Below are 14,021 nucleotides of genomic sequence, written 5' to 3'. Positions count from 1 at the left end.
CGATGTTCGAGGTATGGGCGCCGTCGGCGACGGCGGTTGACGTGGAGATCGGCGAGGTCCGCTACCCGATGTCGTCGGCGGGCGGCGGCTGGTGGGCGGTGGAGGTCCCCGGCGCGGGGCACGGCACCGACTACCGGTTCCGGCTGGACGGGGGCGAGGCGCTGCCGGACCCCAGGACGAGGTGGCAGCCCGAGGGGATCTTCGGGCCGAGCCGGGTCTACGACCACGGCCGCTTCGAGTGGGGCGACGCGCTGTGGCGGGGGCGTGACCTGCCGGGCGCGGTCATCTACGAGCTGCACATCGGCACCTTCACCCCCGAGGGCACCTTCGACGCGGCGATCGGCAGGCTGGAGCACCTGGCGGAGCTCGGCGTCGACTTCGTGGAGATCATGCCGGTGCCGCCGGTGCCCGGCGGACGCAACTGGGGTTACGACGGCGTGGACCTGTGGGCCGTCACCGAGACCTACGGCGGCCCCGACGGGCTCAAGCGTTTCGTGGACGCCTGCCACCGGCGCGGGCTCGGCGTGATCCTCGACGTCGTCTACAACCACCTCGGCCCCTCTGGCAACTTCCTCGCCCCCTTCGGCCCGTACTTCCACTCCAGTGCCTCCTCCTTCTGGGGGCAGGCCGTGAACCTCGACGGCCCGGGCTCCGACGAGGTGCGCGCCTACTTCGTCGGCAACGCGCTGCAGTGGCTGCGCGACTACCACATCGACGGCCTGCGGCTGGACGCCGTGCACGCCCTGCACGACAACCGGGCCGTGCACCTGCTGGAGGAGATCGCCGTCGAGGCGGAGGCGCTGTCGGCGGCGGTGGGCAGGCCGCTCACCCTCATCGCCGAGTCCGACCTCAACGACCCCCGGCTGATGACCCCCCGCGAGGCCGGGGGGTTCGGCCTCGCGGCGGCCTGGAACGACGACGTCCACCACGCCCTGCACGTGGCGGTGACCGGTGAGCGGCACGGCTACTACGACGACTTCCACGGCGCGCTGCCCAAGGTGCTGGCTCGCGCCTACTACCACGACGGGACCTACTCCTCCTTCAGGGGGCGCTCGCACGGCCGCCCGGCGTCCCACGTGCCCGGCTACCGCTTCGTCTGTTGCGCGCAGAACCACGACCAGATCGGCAACCGGGCCGAGGGCGACCGGATGGCGCCCGAGGCGCTGCGGCTCGCCGCGGGACTCCTGCTGACCTCGCCGTTCACGCCCATGCTGTTCATGGGGGAGGAGTGGGGGACGCGATCGCCGTTCCTGTTCTTCACCGACCATGTCGAGCCGCAGCTGCGCGAGGGCGAGGGGGATCGGCGGCGGCGGGAGTTCGTCGGCTTCGGTTACGACGACTGGGCGGACAAGGCCCCCGATCCCGGTGAGGAGATGACGTTCCTGCGCTCCAAGCTCGACTGGAGCGAGCTGGACGACGACGCCCACCGGGCACACCTCGACTGGTACCGGGCGCTGATCGCGCTGCGTCGCGCTCACCCGGAGCTGACGGACCCGAGGCTGGACCGGGTGCGCGTCGATCACGGCGAGTCCTGGCTGGTCGTGCACCGGGGAGGGCTCAGGGTGGCGGCGAACCTCGGCCCGGTCGCGCTCACGGTGAGGCTCGGGACGGGCAGGGCCGCACCCGGTCACATCCTGCTCGCCTCCGGCCCGTCGGCGACCGTGGAGGGGGAGGAGCTCTTCCTGCCTCCCCGATCCCTCGCGATCGTGCGGCTGGATCCGGTGCTCTGACCGGCCGGTGATCCCCTGATCCGCCTGACCGTCGGGCCGTCGCGTCGGCGGTGACGGTCAGGCGGCCACGTGGTTACGCAGCCGGAGGTCCTCCGGGTACGGGGAGAAGTAGGTCTGGTCCCGTACGTAGTCGGCGGCGAGGCTCTGGGCGTGGTGGCGGATCAGGGTCGCCGGGACGCTCAGCGCCACCTGCCCGGCCCGGTAGGAGGCGATGATCTCCGCCAGGTCGGCCCGGCGTGCCGGGTCGAGCGCGTCGCCCACCATTCCCACGCAGTGCTGCAGGACGTTGACGTGCCGGCCGATGCTCGCCTTGGTGGCGAACGCCGTGTCGAACACCCGGGTGTAGTCGGAGGCCAGCTCCTCACGGGGCCGCGTGCCCGCGCCGGCCACCAGCCGGCCCGCCTCCCTGAAGGCGACGGGGTCGTGGGCGAGTAGCTGCATCTTGTGCCGGGCGTGGAAGGACACCAGGTCGCGAGGGCGCCAGTCGCTCTCCAGCAGGGCGCGGAGCCGGGCGCGGGCGAAGATCCGTTCCACGAAGTTCTCGCGGAGCAGCGCGTCGTTGAGCCGTCCCTCGTCCTCGACGGGCAGCAGTGGATAGGCGTCGAGGACCACGCCCGCGAACACCCCCCTGCCCTTGCGGCCCACGGTCGTGCCACCCGCGTGGACGGGGATGCCGTGCACCCCGCAGCTGGGGCTCTTGGACTTGAGGATGTAGCCGTCCACCTCCAGCAGGGCGGGAACCCGCTGGGCGGCGAGGGCGGTCATCCTGTCGGTGAGGTCCACCCGGCTCTTCCTGGTGACCAGCCGCGTGCCCTCCGGTGAGCGCTCCAGGCGCAGCGTCTCGCGCGGGCTGCCGAGGCCGATCTCCATCTCCGGGCAGATGTGCACCCACTCGACGTGCTTGTCCAGTTCGTTGTTGAGGAACCGGTTGCGGCTGTGTCCGCCGTCGAACCGGACCGGCTCGCCCATCAGGCAACTGGACACCGCGACCCTCGGCCTGACGGCCCGCCGGCCCACCTCGCCGGTTCCATTCATCTCGTCCATCTCGCCCACCTTGTCCATCTCGTCCATCGCGCTCGAACCGCTCGCGCCACGCACGGCGGACACTTTCTCCCGGTGTGGTACGGCGTCCCGGTCGCGCGTCGTGGCGGTGCCGAGGATGCCGGACAGGCGGCGCAGACCGCGTGCCGTACGGGCCTTGATCGTGCCGAGTGGGATGCTCAGCTTCTCGGAGATCTCCCGCTGGGTCAGGTCGTCGTAGTAGGCCAGCTCGATCGCCTGGCGCTGCGGCTCGGGCAGCCTGGCGAGTGCCCGTCGCACCTGGTCGCGCTCCGCCAGCTGCTCGCCGTCGTCCCGGCCGTCGTCGCCGACGGGGTCCGCGATCACATCCAGCGGCACCGTTTGGAAGGTGCGTACCCGCAGCTGGTCGACCGCGCGCTTGTGGGCGATCCCGAGCATCCAGGCGGGGAGGCTGCGTTCCGGGTCGAAGCGGTGCCGGGAACGCCAGACCTCCGCGAACACGACCTGCTGAAGATCCTCCACATCCTGTGGCCGAACGAATCGCCGCAGGTAGGAGCGGATGAGGGGCCCGTGGGTGCGGAGGCACTCGGTCAGGGCCGCCTCGTCGCCCTCGGCGAACCGGGTGTTCAGGTGGTCTGTCATGATGCCCCCCTTGCCTCAATAACCTACTCAAAACTTATTCATAGCCGCTCGACGGCGGTGATCGCAAGTGGGGGCAGGGAGATATCCGCAGGTCCGGCGGGTCCGGCGGGGAGTTCGGTGAGGAGAGGACGACACCACGCGACCGGGAGCGAAGAAGGCGGGACGTTTCCGAAAGGTGGCCCCGCGTGACAGGAGGAGGCGACGCGGGACGGTCAGGAGAGGGCGGGCCGAGGGAGCCGAGGGCGGAGGACGGCGTGCCGGGAAGGGGTCAGGCGAGGGCCGCGGTGGTGACGCGGGTGAGGGCGTCCTGGAACGACGTGACCCGGGGGACGGACGCGGGCAGGCTGTCCCACCAGCCGGGGCCGCCGGCGACGATCAGGCTCGACGGGCGGAGCGTGGGCAGAGAGGCGAGGGGGGCGGGGTCGCCGGTCTCGAGCTGCTGGGACCAGACGAAGACCACCGAGGGACGCAGCCGCCGCATCGCGTCCGCCAGCGCCGGGTACGGGGTCCTGGCGCCCAGCACCCTGGTCTCCACGCGGTGGTCGGTGGTGAGCGCCGCGGCGAGCGCGTAGAGCGGCAGGCTGTGCAGGTCGTTCTCGGCGCAGGCGAGCAGGACGGGGCGGTCACCCGCCGGCCGGGCGGGGCGCTCGGTGAGGGCGATCAGCGCGGCGAGCAGCCGGTCGGAGAACAGGTGCTCGATCTCGATGCTCGCCCCGTTCTCCAGCTGGCGCCTGCAGATCGTCTCGAAGACCGGCAGGGCCAGGCACTCCCAGGTCCACCGCACGCCGTGTCTGGCCAGCGCCGCGCCGATCCACTCCTGGACGGCCCCGCTGTCCAGCGTCATCGCCGCCCGCGTCAGCATCGCCACCGTCGGCACGCTCGGCGGCCGCGCCGCAGGGAGGGACGGGATCTTTTCGCGGGCGGGCCGCCCGGACTCCCGCTCCGCCGGAGGCGGTGGAACGGTCTCGATCTTCAGGACCTCCCGTGCCGCGTCGGAGGCGGGCACCCCGCTCCTGATGAGCCGGTTCATCTCCTCCAGGCGCCACAGGTCGCGGGCGTCGTAACGACGGTGCCCCCCCGGGCTCCGGCGGCTCGGACCCACGCCGTAGCGTAGGTTCCAGGTCCGCAGTGTGGGGGCGGGTACTCCAAGGCGTCGAGCTACGGCCCCGATGCCGTAGCTCGGTTCCTCTACGGTCGCCACCTGACGCTGCTCATCCATCCCGTCCCATTTTAGGCCTGCTACCTGTCGTACCAGCCTGACAGGCGGCGCGAGCGGTCGCTCCATGAACACCTATTCGATTTCCGGGCCCCTGGTGGATGCAACCAGCGGAGTGTGACCGGGCGAAAGGAAATCGTGACCGATACTGTGATCGTTTTGTTCAGCCGCGATCTCCGGGTGCACGACCACCCGGCGCTCGCCGCGGCGTGCGAGCACGCACGTCATGTCGTCCCCCTCTTCGTCGCGGATCCCTCCGTGCCCGGGGGCGACCGCCGGGGATTTCTCGCCGAGTGCCTCGCCGACCTGCGCGAGTCGCTCCGTGAGCGGGGTGGTGAGCTGATCGTGCGCCGCGGTGATCCGATCGCCGAGACGATGCGCCTGGCGCGGGAGACGGGGGCACGGGCCGTCCACGTCAGCATGGACGTCAGCACCCTCGCGCGACGCAGGCAGCGGCGCCTGGCCGAGGAGTGCGAGCGCGCCAGGACGGCGTTCCACATGTTCCCCGGTCTGACGATCGTGCCCCCCGACGCGCTCAGGCCGTCGGGCGGAGGCGACCACTACCGGGTCTTCACGCCCTACTGGCGGGCCTGGGCCCGGCAGCCGCGCAGGGAGGTGCTCAAGGCCCCCGGTGTGGTGCGCGTTCCCGACGGCGTGTGGGCCGGGAGGCCGCCCGAGCCGGGGCGCGCGTCGCGCGAGCTGTTCAGGGGCGGTGAGACGGTCGGGCGCCGGAGGATGAGGCAGTGGCTGAAGCACTGCGTGGACGACTACGCCGACGGCCACGACGACATGGCCGGTAACCGCACCTCCAGGCTCAGCCCCTACCTGCGCTTTGGCTGCGTCTCGCCGCTGGAGCTGGAGGCGCTCGCGAGGGAGGTGGGAGGCGTGGGAGAGGGCGAAGGCGGGGGTGCCGAGGAGTTCGTCAGGCAGCTGTGCTGGCGTGACTTCTTCTACCAGGTGACGCGGGCCTTCCCGCGCATCAACCGCGACGACTACCGGCCGCGCGGGCACGAGTGGCGCGACGACGACCATGCGGCGCAGGCGTGGAAGGAGGGCATGACCGGGGTCCCGATCGTGGACGCGGGGATGCGGCAGTTGCTCAGCGAGGGATGGATGCACAACCGGGCCCGCATGATCGTGGGCTCGTTCCTCGTCCGGCGGCTCGGCGTCGACTGGCGCGTCGGCGCCGACCACTTCTTCGATCTGCTGCTCGACGGCGATGTCGCCAACAACTACGGCAACTGGCAGTGGGTCGCCGGGACGGGCAACGACACCCGGCCCAACCGGCCCGTCAACCACATCCGGCAGGCCAAAAGGTACGACCCGGAGGGCGAGTACGTCCGCCGTCACGTCCCCGAGCTCGGCACCGTGCCCACGAGGATGATCCACGAGCCCTGGAGGCTCCCCTCGGGTGTCCCGGGCTATCCGGCGCCCCTGGTGGCCATGGACTGAGCCGGCCGGGTCGTCGCCCGCCGAGGCGCGAGCCCTCGCGACGGAGCCTCACGATGAGAAGCCCCGGCGGCAGTGGGCTTTCCCGGCCGAGGCGCCTGGCCGGGAAAGCCCACCACCGCCGGGGTGGCGGGGTCGTTCTCAGTGCTTGTGGTCGTGACCCGCGTGGTCGTGGTCTGCGTCCTCGTCGTCGTCCTCGTCCGAGGGGCCGTCGGAGGGCTCGACGCCCAGCACGGCCTCGCGGGGCTCGATCTGGTCGACGTGCTCGATCAGCCCAAGGACGTGGTCCGGCTCGATCAGCCACTGCAGTGCGGTGGCGCCGGTGTCGTCGGCCGAGACCAGCTCGGCCTGCTCCTTGCGCTCGTCGTCGTCCAGGTCGGCGTCAGGGTGGCTGATCTCCTTCAGCGCGGCGGCCTGCAGGGCGGCGATGTCCTGCACCTCCACGGTCAGCTCAACGGTCAGACGCAGGTAGCGTTCGGTGCCCGATACATCACTCATGGTGTGAATCCTAGTGCCTGGGTGGGGTGGGCCGGCCTAAGGGAGTTTCCACTCCACGGGGGCGGTGCCCTGCTTCTCGAGAAGTTCGTTCGTCTTGCTGAACGGGCGGGAGCCGAAGAAGCCGCTGCGGGCCGACAGGGGACTGGGGTGCGCCGACTCGATGGCCGGGACGGAGCCGAGCATCGGGCGCAGGTTGCGGGCGTCGCGTCCCCACAGGATCGCCACCATCGGCTTGTCGCGGGCGACGAGGGCCTTGATGGCCTGCTCGGTGACCTCCTCCCAGCCCTTGCCCCGGTGTGAGGCGGGCTTGCCCGGCATGACGGTGAGCACCCTGTTGAGCAGGAGTACGCCCTGCTCGGTCCAGGGGGTGAGGTCGCCGTTGCTCGGCATCGGCAGCCCGAGGTCCTCGGTGAGCTCCTTGTAGATGTTGCGCAGGCTGCCCGGGATCGGGCGCACGTCCGCGGCGACGGAGAAGCTCAGGCCGATCGGGTGACCCGGCGTGGGGTACGGGTCCTGGCCCACGATCAGCACTTTGACCTGGTCAAACGGCTGTTGGAAGGCGCGGAGCACATTGGCGCCCGAGGGGAGGTACTGCCTGCCTTCCGCCACCTCCCTCCGGAGGAACTCGCCCATCTCGGCGATCTTCTCGGCGACGGGTTCGAGGGCCTCGGCCCACCCGGCTTCCACGACTTCGTTCAAGGGACGTGCGGCCATGTGCAGGACCCTATCGAGGTTTTAGGCCCGGTACGGCGCGTGCTGGGAATCAGCGCGTGCCGCACCGGGCCTGCCCCTGTTAACTATTTCACCGAGCCAGCCATCATCCCCTGGACGAAATACCGCTGGAAGGCGAAAAAGAGGATCAACGGGATAATCAGCGACAGGAAAGCACCCGGCGCAAGAATGTCCACGTTGGTCCCGAATTGCCGCATTTGGGACTGTAGGGCCTTGGTCATCGGCTGGTTCTCGGTGTTGGCGAAGACCAGCGAGACGAGCAGGTCGTTCCAGACCCAGAGGAACTGGAAGATGCCGAGCGAGGCGACCGCCGGTTTGGCCAGCGGGAACACCACGGTCGAGAAGATCTTCCATTCCCCGGCGCCGTCCATCCGCGCCGCCTCCAGCAGCGAGCGTGAGATGCCCGCGAAGAAGTTGCGGAGCAGGAAGATGGCGAAGGGGAGGCCGAAGGCGACGTGGAAGAGCACCACGCTCGCGATGGAGCCGAAGATCCCGGCCGAGCCGTACAGTTTCGCGATCGGGATCAGCGCGATCTGGGTCGGCACCACCAGCAGGCCGACCACCACCAGGAACAGCGCGTCCCTGCCGGGAAACTCCATCCAGGCGAACGCGTACGCCGCCATGGCGGCGATGCCGATCACCAGGATGGTCGAGGGCACCGTGATGAACACGGTGTTCCAGAACGACGCGGTGAACCCGGTGGCGAGCAGGTTGGAGTAGTTCTCCAGGGTCAGCTCGGCCGGCTTGGTGAGGATCGTCCACCAGCCGCTGGAGTTGTTGGCCGCCTCCTCGCGGATCGAGACCACGAACAGGCCCAGGGTGGGAACCAGCCAGAACAGGCCGACCAGCACCAGTACCGCCTGGACCAGGCCGTTGCCCAGCCGGTCCACGATCCTGCCGAGGACGCCGCGAGGTGGGGTGCCAAGGGTGGAGGTCGTCACTGGTTGTCCCTCCTGAACCGGCGGATGTTGAGAATCATGAAGGGAAGGACGAGGAGCAGCAGGAAGATGGCGAGCGCGCTGCCGAGCCCCTGGTTGCTGCCTCCGCCGAACGAGACCCGCCACATCTCCAGCGCGATCACATTGGCCTGCGGCTGCACCGATCCCGGTGCTATGACGAAGACCAGGTCGAAGACCTTCAGGGTATTAATGATCATCGTGACGAACACGACGAGCAGTACCGGGGAGAGCAGCGGAACGGTGATCTTGCGGAACACCTGCCATTCGGTGGCCCCGTCGATGCGGGCCGCCTCCAGCGCGTCGCGCGGGATGGCCGCGAGCCCTGCCGCGATCAGTACCATCGCGAATCCGGCCCATACCCAGACGAACGCGCCGATGATCGCCGGAGTGATCAGTGTCGGGCCCAGCCAGGGGATCCCGCCGAACGCCGCCTCGAAGTTCGACTGCGGCAGTCGCACCTGGTAGTCGCCCGGAGCGAGCCCGGTGAAGCGGAAGGTGCCGTCGGCCCCGCTGGTGGCGGTGGCCTTGACGGCGCCGTCCTGCACCGCCTCGACCGTCATCCCGGCCAGGGCCTTCTCGGTGCCGTCCACCTCGTTGGCCGCGCCGCCACCACCCTGGGTGAAGTCGACCCAGACGGTCCCCGCCAGCTCGCCGGGACCCGGCTGGACCGCCTTCGCCGTGGAGGCCGAGGCGAGGGTGTCGGGCTTCACGCCCACGAGCGGCAGGAGCACCGCCTGCCCCGGCTGCGCGGGCTGCTTGGTGACCACCCCGCCGCCCTGTTCCGCGGTGACGGGGGACTGGTCGTTCTCCCTGGGGCGGGCGTCCGGGTAGCCGTTGCCGGAGCCGAAGAGACCGGTCACCGAGGTGATCACCGCGTTGGCCACACCCCGGTCGGGGGCCTGCTCGTAGACGAGGCGGAAGATGACGCCGGAGGCCATCAGGGAGACGGCCATCGGCATGAACACGACCAGCTTGAACGCGGTGGCCCAGCGGATCCGCTCGGTCAGCACCGCGAAGACGAGGCCGATCACGGTGACCAGGGCGGGAGCCACCGCGACCCAGATCAGGTTGTTCCTGATCGTGGTCAGGGTGGAGGAGTCGCTGAAGATCGTCGCGTAGTTCTCCGCCCCGACGAAGGTGCTGCCGCCGGCGTCGTAGAGGCTACGGAAGATCGAGTAGATGATCGGGTAGATCACCATCACGCCGAGTACGAGCGCGCCCGGCAGCAGGAACCAGATCGCCATCCTCGGCGGCGGCCCCAGCCGGGTGGCCCCGGCGGGCACCTTCGCGGGCGTGGCCGCCGGGGCGGCCGCCCCCGCCGTGGCGAGCTCCGGCTCGGCGGCCGGTGCGGCCGGGTCGTCCGACCTGACGTCGGCGAGGGCCGGGTGACCGTCCCCGCCGTCCGTCTTCTCCGAGGTCTCCGAGGTCTCCGGGGTCTCAGGGGTCCCGGAGGTCTTCGAGGGCTCGTCGGCGGACGGGGTGGCGTCAGAGGTGTGGGGGGAGCCGGCGCCTCGCGCCGGCCGCTGGGTGTCGTCAGGTCCGGAGGAGGGACCGCGGGCGGCGTCGTCGTCGCCGCCACGCGAACCCTGCGGGCCGTCTAACCGGTCGGTCACGGCCTTACTCCCCTACTTCCAGGCCTTCTTGGCCTCGGCCTCAAGCTTGTCCTGGATGCCCTTGATGTCCGAGGGGGTGCGCACGAAGTCCTGCAGGTACTTCCACAGGGCCTTGCCGTCGGTGCCACCGAAGGCGCTGGGCGCGAGGTCGGACATGTCGTAGCGGACCGTGTCACCGGCGGCGATGATCGTCTCGGCGAGCTTCTTGGTCATGTCGTCCGGGTAGTTGTCCGGCGAGACGTTGCGGTTGGGAGAGAGGTAGCCGGGAAGCTTCGCCCAGACCTCGCCGCCCTCCTTGGAGGCGAGGAACTCCAGCAGCGCCATCGAGCCCTCGGACTCCTTCAGCGCCACCGCGATGTCGCCGCCCAGCACGACCGGCTCGGTGTCGCCGACCTTGGGGAACGGGAAGTACTTGGCCTCCTCGCCGAGCTTCGCGCCCGACTGCTCGGCCGTGACGCCCACGAAGTCCGCCTCGATGACCATCGCCGACTTGTCCTGGCCGTAGACCTGGGTCACGCAGGTCGGGAAGTCGGTCTGCAGGGCGCCGGCGGAGCCGCCGAGCAGGAACTCCTTCTTGCCGACGAGCTGCGCGATCTTCTCCAGCGCGGTGGTCACGCTGGGGTCGGTCCACGGGATCTCGTGCTTGGAGAGCTTGGTGTAGTTCTCCGGGCCCGCGGAGGACAGGTAGACGTTCTCGAACAGGTCGGTCAGGGTCCAGCCGGAGGCGCCGCAGAGGGAGAACGGCGGGGTGCCCGAGTCGGCGATCGTCTGGGCGGCCTTGATCAGGTCGTCCCAGGTGGCGGGGGGCGTCACACCGGCGTCCTGGAAGGCCTGGTCGCGATACCAGATGAGCGACTTGTGGGCCGCCTTCACCAGCACGCCGTAGGCCTGGCCGTCGGCGGAGCCGAGCTCCTTCCAGTACGGGGTGTAGTTGTCGTCGATCTGCTTCTGGACCTCGGCGGTGAGCGGCTTGAGCGCCTTCTGGTCCGCGTACTGCTGGACCAGGCCGGGCTGGGGCAGGATCGCGACGTCCGGCGGGTTGCCGCCCTCGATGCGCGGCCCAAGGTAGGCGCCGGTGTCCTCACCGGTGGAGGCATAGGTGACCTTGGCGCCGGTCTTCTCCTCGAACGCCTTGAGCACCTGCTCGAAGTTGGTCTGCTCGGCGCCGGTCCACTTGGCGGCGACCTCGACGGTCACCCCTTCGAGGTTCTTGGCGGCCGGGGCCGACGCGGGCGCGCTGTCACTCGTGGCCGGTGCGGGGGCGGCCGATTCGCCGCCGCCGCACGCGGCGAGTGCCAGGGCGAGTCCCGCCGTCGTCACCGCTGCGATGGTTTTGCGCATACTGAACAGACCTCCTGAGACATTGAGGCTTGAAATCGGGATATGTAGGACGAACAACCAGCCGAAATGGGGATGACGGCTTCTGCCGGGGGATGCCCCGGCCTCATTGGGCCCGGATTATCTCTTCGAGTTGGCCCTTCATGGAGGAGACGACGTCGTCGCCGTCGCCGTCCTTCGCGAAAGGCGGTGTGAGGGCGTTGGAGACCGCGCTGGCGATCACCAGGCTCACCTGGTTGTAGTTGGCGCCGGCGGGCCTGGGCCGAGCGGAGAGAATGCTCTGCTTCAGGACCGGCAGGTAGGGAAAACGCCTGATCAGATCGGGATCGTCGTACAGTTCGGCCCACACGGGCGGGAACGAGCCGTCGGCGAGCACCCGCCGCTGGTTCTCAAGGCCGGTGAAGTAGCGGATGAACTCGGTGGCCGACTTCTGCCGCTTGGAGAAGGCGCTCACCGCGAGGTTGTAGCCGCCGAGCGAACCGGTGCCGGGGCCGTCGAGACCGGGCAGCCGGGTCACCCCGAACTTGCCGGCGACCGCCGAGGTGGTGGCCGGTCCGTAGGCGTGCGGCCAGTTGCGGGCGAAGGCGAGCCGTCCCTCCTCGAAGGCGAGCTGCGCCTCGTCCTCCTTGTAGGAGAGCGACTCCTCCGGGATCCAACCCTCCCGGAACCCGTCCATCAGGAAGTCAAGGCCGGCCTTCGCCTTGGCCACGTCCATGGTCACCTTGGTGCCGTCCAGGCTGAGAATCTGCCCGCCCGCCGACTGCACGGCCTCGGTGAAGTTGACGGTCAGGCCCTCGTAGGCCAGGAACTGCCCCGCGTAGCCGCCGATGCCGTACTTGTCGTGCAGGGCGCGCGCCTGGGTGCGCAACTCCTGCCAGGTCCTCGGCGGCTTGAAGCCCTCCTTGGCCAGCAGGTCCCTGCGGTAGTAGAGGAGGCCGGCGTTGCTGGTGTAGGGAACCGCCCAGAGCTTTCCCCGGTAGACCGCCGTGTCGACGACCGGCGGCAGGAACCGGTCGAGCGGGAACATCGTGCGCTCCAGCGGCAGGATCCAGCCGGCCTCGGCGAACTCGGCGGTCCAGATCACGTCCAATCCGATCACGTCGTATCGGTCGCTTTTGGCCTGGAGGTTGGCGACCATCTGCGCCCGCTGCTCGTCGGCGGCCTCGGGGAGTTCGAGCAGGGTCGCCCGCTCCCCGGGGTGGGCCTGGTTCCAGCGGTCGAGCAGTGGCTGCAGGTAGGCGGTCGCGGGGCGTCCGATCACCAGGGTGAACGGACCGGTCCCGCCGAACCGCTCATCCTCCTGGGCACCGGCCGCCGAACATCCCGCCAACCCCGCCACGAGAAGCACGGCGAGCGCGACGGGGATGAGTCGGCGCACCATGACCTCCCGATTTCCAGTTGGTTACATACGTGTTAGGTAGATGCATGCATGTTATGCATAGCGGTATCATCACCGTCAACGGATAACCCCGTAACGCTCACGTAACGAGCTCTCCGAGGAGGTGGGGCGTGCGGCTGACGCTGCTGGCGCTCCTCGCGAAGGAACCTGCCCACGGCTACGAGCTCAAACAGGCACTTGAACAGATCTTCGGCAGCGCCTACCCTTCACCGAACATCGGGCAGATCTACGTCACGCTCGGCCGTCTGGAGAAGGACGGTCTGGTGCGCGCCGTGGACGTCGAGCAGTCCAACCGGCCGAACAAGAAGGTCTACTACCTGACGGCCGCCGGCCGCGAGATCCTCGACACGTGGGTGGACGAGCCCACCGAGGGCCCCAGGGTCCGGGACGAGTTCTTCATGAAGCTCGTGCTGGCCCCGATGACCGGCATCGCCGACAGAATGGCGATGATCAATCGCCAGCGCCGTCACTACCTCGGACTCATGCGTGACCTCAACGAACTCGCCGAGCGGACCGACCCGGAGAACCAGGTCGCGCTCCTGCTGGTCGAGGGGGCCATGCTGCACCTCCAGGCCGACCTCGACTGGCTCGAACGCTGCCAGGAGGAGCTGAGTTGACCTCTCCCGTGGTTCCCGTGGTCGAAACCGTCAACCTCGTCAAGATCTACCAGGACGGCGGGGTGCCGGTGCCCGCGGTGCGAGGGGTCGACCTGCGGGTGAGCCCGGGGGAGTTCGTGGCGGTCATGGGCCCCTCCGGCTCGGGAAAGTCCACGCTGGTCCACATGATCGGTGGTCTTGAGGCGAGGACCAGCGGCGAGATCTGGCTCGACGGGCAGCGGGCCGACACGCTCAGCGAGAGCGCCTGGGCGCTGCTTCGCCGCCGGAGGATCGGTTTCGTCTTCCAGTTCTTCAATCTCGTCGCCAACATGACCGTGGCCGACAACGTCGAGCTGCCCGCGCTGCTGGCGGGGGCCTCCACGCGCGAGGCCCGCCGCCGCCGCGAATACCTCCTCGGCGAGCTCGGCCTCACCGCCCGCGCCGACGCCGCCCCCTCGCAGCTCGCCGGGGGCGAGCAGCAGCGGGTCGCGCTCGCCCGCGCGCTGGCCAACGAGCCGAGCCTGCTGCTCGCGGACGAGCCCACCGGCAACCTCGACAGCCGCAACACCCGCGACGTCCTGCGCCTGATCGGCGAGGTCCACCGCGAGGGCCAGGCCATCATCCTGGTCACCCACGACGCCAGGGTCGCCAGCCTGGCCGACCGGGTGGTCTCCCTCCTGGACGGCCAGGTCGTCGACGACGGGGGCGCCGGGCTGGTCCGCCGCCGCCCCAAGGGCAGTGCCGGCGACGTCGTCGAGCTGAGAGGCTGACGGTGCGCCTTCTGCCCTCCCCGTCCGAGGGGCCGCTCCGTCCCGTGCTCCCCAGGCTC

General features: G+C 69.9%; 12 protein-coding genes. 4 read left to right on the top strand and 8 right to left on the bottom strand.

The window, feature by feature from the left end; translation table 11 throughout:
• The first annotated feature begins 2 nt into the window (after positions 1-2).
• A complete protein-coding gene (treZ, locus tag ACFY3V_RS14220; RefSeq protein ID WP_389773269.1) occupies positions 3-1,730 on the top strand; it encodes a malto-oligosyltrehalose trehalohydrolase in 1,728 nt (575 codons plus the stop codon).
• A gap of 57 nt (positions 1,731-1,787) precedes the next feature.
• On the opposite strand, the gene ACFY3V_RS14215 is transcribed toward treZ, so the two are convergent.
• Positions 1,788-3,392 (bottom strand): DUF1722 domain-containing protein, encoded by a 1,605-nt coding sequence (locus ACFY3V_RS14215; RefSeq protein WP_389773266.1) that lies wholly within the window; start codon positions 3,390-3,392, stop codon positions 1,788-1,790.
• A 268-nt stretch (positions 3,393-3,660) separates the two neighbouring features.
• Positions 3,661-4,611 carry a MerR family transcriptional regulator gene (locus tag ACFY3V_RS14210; protein WP_362897482.1) on the bottom strand — a complete coding sequence of 317 codons (951 nt, stop codon included), beginning with the start codon at positions 4,609-4,611 and terminating at the stop codon, positions 3,661-3,663.
• Between the two features lie 135 nt (positions 4,612-4,746).
• On the opposite strand from ACFY3V_RS14210, the gene ACFY3V_RS14205 reads away from it, so the two are divergent.
• Positions 4,747-6,060, top strand: coding sequence for a cryptochrome/photolyase family protein (locus ACFY3V_RS14205; RefSeq protein WP_389773262.1), 1,314 nt, complete (start codon positions 4,747-4,749; stop codon positions 6,058-6,060).
• A 138-nt stretch (positions 6,061-6,198) separates the two neighbouring features.
• Here ACFY3V_RS14205 and ACFY3V_RS14200 read toward each other — a convergent pair whose 3' ends face one another.
• The 6 genes from ACFY3V_RS14200 to ACFY3V_RS14175 all read right to left on the bottom strand — a co-directional run bounded on the left by ACFY3V_RS14200 (position 6,199) and on the right by ACFY3V_RS14175 (position 12,578).
• A complete protein-coding gene (locus tag ACFY3V_RS14200) occupies positions 6,199-6,555 on the bottom strand; it encodes a hypothetical protein (RefSeq protein ID WP_350948527.1) in 357 nt (118 codons plus the stop codon).
• 36 nt (positions 6,556-6,591) lie between these two features.
• A complete protein-coding gene (locus ACFY3V_RS14195; RefSeq protein ID WP_389773258.1) occupies positions 6,592-7,269 on the bottom strand; it encodes a uracil-DNA glycosylase in 678 nt (225 codons plus the stop codon).
• Positions 7,270-7,352: 83 nt separating this feature from the next.
• A complete protein-coding gene (locus ACFY3V_RS14190; protein ID WP_350948529.1) occupies positions 7,353-8,228 on the bottom strand; it encodes a carbohydrate ABC transporter permease in 876 nt (291 codons plus the stop codon).
• Complete coding sequence (locus tag ACFY3V_RS14185) at positions 8,225-9,859, bottom strand: ABC transporter permease subunit (RefSeq protein WP_389773254.1); 1,635 nt, start codon at positions 9,857-9,859, stop codon at positions 8,225-8,227. The genes ACFY3V_RS14190 and ACFY3V_RS14185 overlap by 4 nt, the downstream gene beginning before the upstream one ends.
• Before the next feature lie 12 nt (positions 9,860-9,871).
• Positions 9,872-11,200, bottom strand: a complete 1,329-nt coding sequence (locus tag ACFY3V_RS14180; RefSeq protein WP_362897487.1) for an ABC transporter substrate-binding protein — start codon at positions 11,198-11,200, stop codon at positions 9,872-9,874.
• Positions 11,201-11,303: 103 nt separating this feature from the next.
• Positions 11,304-12,578, bottom strand: a complete 1,275-nt coding sequence (locus ACFY3V_RS14175; RefSeq protein WP_362897488.1) for an ABC transporter substrate-binding protein — start codon at positions 12,576-12,578, stop codon at positions 11,304-11,306.
• Positions 12,579-12,706: 128 nt separating this feature from the next.
• On the opposite strand from ACFY3V_RS14175, the gene ACFY3V_RS14170 reads away from it, so the two are divergent.
• Entirely contained in the window at positions 12,707-13,213 is a 507-nt protein-coding gene (locus ACFY3V_RS14170; RefSeq protein ID WP_350948533.1) for a PadR family transcriptional regulator, read from the top strand.
• Entirely contained in the window at positions 13,210-13,962 is a 753-nt protein-coding gene (locus ACFY3V_RS14165) for an ABC transporter ATP-binding protein (RefSeq protein WP_362897489.1), read from the top strand. The genes ACFY3V_RS14170 and ACFY3V_RS14165 overlap by 4 nt, the downstream gene beginning before the upstream one ends.
• The last annotated feature ends 59 nt before the right edge of the window (positions 13,963-14,021 follow it).

The sequence above is a fragment of the Streptosporangium sp. NPDC000095 genome (genome assembly GCF_042899335.1).
Taxonomy (GTDB): Bacteria; Actinomycetota; Actinomycetes; order Streptosporangiales; family Streptosporangiaceae; genus Streptosporangium.
Note: the sequence above shows the minus strand (reverse complement) of the source record. Positions and strands in the feature narration are given on the sequence as shown.

Excerpts from the sequence above, each read along its gene's own strand:
- ACFY3V_RS14180 (WP_362897487.1), bottom strand. The coding sequence starts at position 11,200 with ATGCGCAAAACCATCGCAGCGGTGACGACGGCGGGACTCGCCCTGGCA.
- treZ (WP_389773269.1), top strand. The coding sequence starts at position 3 with ATGTTCGAGGTATGGGCGCCGTCGGCGACGGCGGTTGACGTGGAGATC.
- ACFY3V_RS14175 (WP_362897488.1), bottom strand. The coding sequence starts at position 12,578 with ATGGTGCGCCGACTCATCCCCGTCGCGCTCGCCGTGCTTCTCGTGGCG.
- ACFY3V_RS14210 (WP_362897482.1), bottom strand. The coding sequence starts at position 4,611 with ATGGATGAGCAGCGTCAGGTGGCGACCGTAGAGGAACCGAGCTACGGC.
- ACFY3V_RS14200 (WP_350948527.1), bottom strand. The coding sequence starts at position 6,555 with ATGAGTGATGTATCGGGCACCGAACGCTACCTGCGTCTGACCGTTGAG.
- ACFY3V_RS14195 (WP_389773258.1), bottom strand. The coding sequence starts at position 7,269 with ATGGCCGCACGTCCCTTGAACGAAGTCGTGGAAGCCGGGTGGGCCGAG.
- ACFY3V_RS14215 (WP_389773266.1), bottom strand. The coding sequence starts at position 3,392 with ATGACAGACCACCTGAACACCCGGTTCGCCGAGGGCGACGAGGCGGCC.